Origin of the sequence: Streptomyces fildesensis (genome assembly GCF_016107395.1) — a bacterium.
Classification (GTDB): domain Bacteria; phylum Actinomycetota; class Actinomycetes; order Streptomycetales; family Streptomycetaceae; genus Actinacidiphila; species Actinacidiphila fildesensis.
Map to the genome: position 1 here is coordinate 1 of NZ_JAAIKO010000111.1, position 1,896 is coordinate 1,896.

The 1,896-nt window shown below is 67.9% G+C and carries 2 protein-coding genes; one reads left to right on the plus strand and one right to left on the minus strand.

The annotated features are described in order from the left end of the window. Nucleotides 1-306: 306 nt before the first annotated feature. Nucleotides 307-534, minus strand: coding sequence for a hypothetical protein (locus C6N31_RS42090; RefSeq protein WP_198359602.1), 228 nt, complete (start codon nt 532-534; stop codon nt 307-309). Between the two features lie 359 nt (nt 535-893). Between C6N31_RS42090 and C6N31_RS42095 the strand changes: the two genes are divergently transcribed. After that, a complete protein-coding gene (locus tag C6N31_RS42095; protein ID WP_232486338.1) occupies nt 894-1,850 on the plus strand; it encodes an ISAs1 family transposase in 957 nt (318 codons plus the stop codon). The last annotated feature ends 46 nt before the right edge of the window (nt 1,851-1,896 follow it).

Below are 1,896 nucleotides of genomic sequence, written 5' to 3' on the forward strand. Positions count from 1 at the left end.
AGCACGATGGCGATGACCAGCAGGTATCCCAGCCCCTCCACCACCGCGCCGATGAGTCCCAACACGACAGCCACAAGGATCAGAAACAGGAAGAGCGTCATAGCCGATCACCTCCACCAGCCCGAAGTTTGCAGATCGCCGCTCAAAATGCCTTTCACCTTCAGCGTGCCTCCCTCTGCCCTCCGATGCCAAGGCCGGGCACACAACCGGACGCACATCTCCCGCGATCTCCTTGAAGCCTCACACAGGTGCCGCCCTCATCCACCGCCGGCGGGTACCGGGACTCATCTGGGCACCCCCCGCCGCTCAGCGGGACCGGTTGACGTTCTTGGACATCTGCCGGCCGGCCTCGCGCACGGCGATCACCTCGTCCTGCGCGTCGGCCAGCTCGCACCGCAAGGAGTCGTTCTGAGCGCGGGCCGCCGCAAGTTCGGCCTGGGGATGACGGTGGGCGTCCGGCGGAGCCGGCCGCTGGACGTGGCCAGGCCCCGGCCAACTGGACCGCGGGCCGGGGCCTGGGTGGTGCTGGGTCAAGCGGCGTCCTGGGGCTTGCGGACCTTGCCGGGCTTGACGGTGTGGCTGGCCTTTGTGGTCCGTGCTGTCCGGCCTGCGGCGGGGGCGGTGCAGGCGGTGACGGCGTCGGCAGTCACGGTCGACGGGGCGACGGGGCGACGGGGCGACGGCGACAGAACACGATGCATGGGCCACCGGCGCTTGTGAGGTGCGGATCAGGGCCTCGGCGTGAAGTCGACTTGAGCGGGTTCGCCCCAACTGGCCTTGCTGGTGGGGTAGGTGGCAACATGCGGCAGGCGCGGTTGCCAGCGATCATGTGAGTGTCTACGTCCCATGATCCTTGCTGGAAGACCGTGCCTGCTCTCGCTGAATCATCTCCCATGCCCGCCGGGCTTGACCAGCTCACCGCCTCGCCGTCTCTGGCGGCTCAGGAGTGTCCCGGCCTGCTGGTCTGTCTCGCGAGGGTGACTGATCCCCGTGATCCACGGGGCCGGTTGCATCCTCTGGTCGGCGTGCTCGCCATCTGTGCGGCCGCGGTGCTCACTGGTGCGACCTCTCTGCTGGCGATCAGCGAGTGGGCGGCCGACGCACCGCAACTGGTCCTGGCTCGGCTCGGTGCCCGTCGCGACCCTTTCACCGGCCGTCACCAGGCCCCGTGCGAGACCACGATCCGCCGGGTCCTGACCCAGGTCGACGGCGATGTGCTGGATCGGGCCGTCGGCGGTTGGCTGTCTTCCCGGCTCCCGCAGAGCGCCGGGAAGTTGCTGCGGGCGATCGCGGTGGACGGCAAGTCCCTGCGCGGAGCCGCCCGCGCGCACGGCCGGAAGATCCACCTCCTGTCCGCCGTCGACCACGCAACCTCCGTCGTCCTGGGGCAGGTTGATGTCGAGAACAAGACAAATGAGATCACATGCTTCCAGCCCCTGCTGGGCGACATCGATCTGCGCGGGGCGGTCGTGACCAGCGATGCGATGCACACCCAGCGCGAGCACGCCGAGTACCTGACCGGCCGGGGAGCCCACTACATCGTGATCGTCAAGGGCAACCAGAAGAAGCTCCGCAAGCAGATGAAGTCCCTCCCCTGGAAGCAGATCCCGCTACAGAACCGCACTACCGAGAAGGGACACGGCCGAGGCGAGATCCGCCGCATCAAGGTCTGCACCGTCGCCGGCCTGCTCTTTCCCGGAGCAGCCCAGGCCATCGAGCTCAAACGTCGGCGGGTGAACCGCAAGACCGGGAAGATCAGCATCAAGACGGTGTACGCGGTTACCAGCCTGAACGCCGGACAGGCCAACCCGACCGAGCTCGCGGCCCTGATCCGCGGGCACCAGGGCTGATGCGTTCTCAGCTGGCGGGATGAGCGTTTTCGCCCGTTTCGCTGCG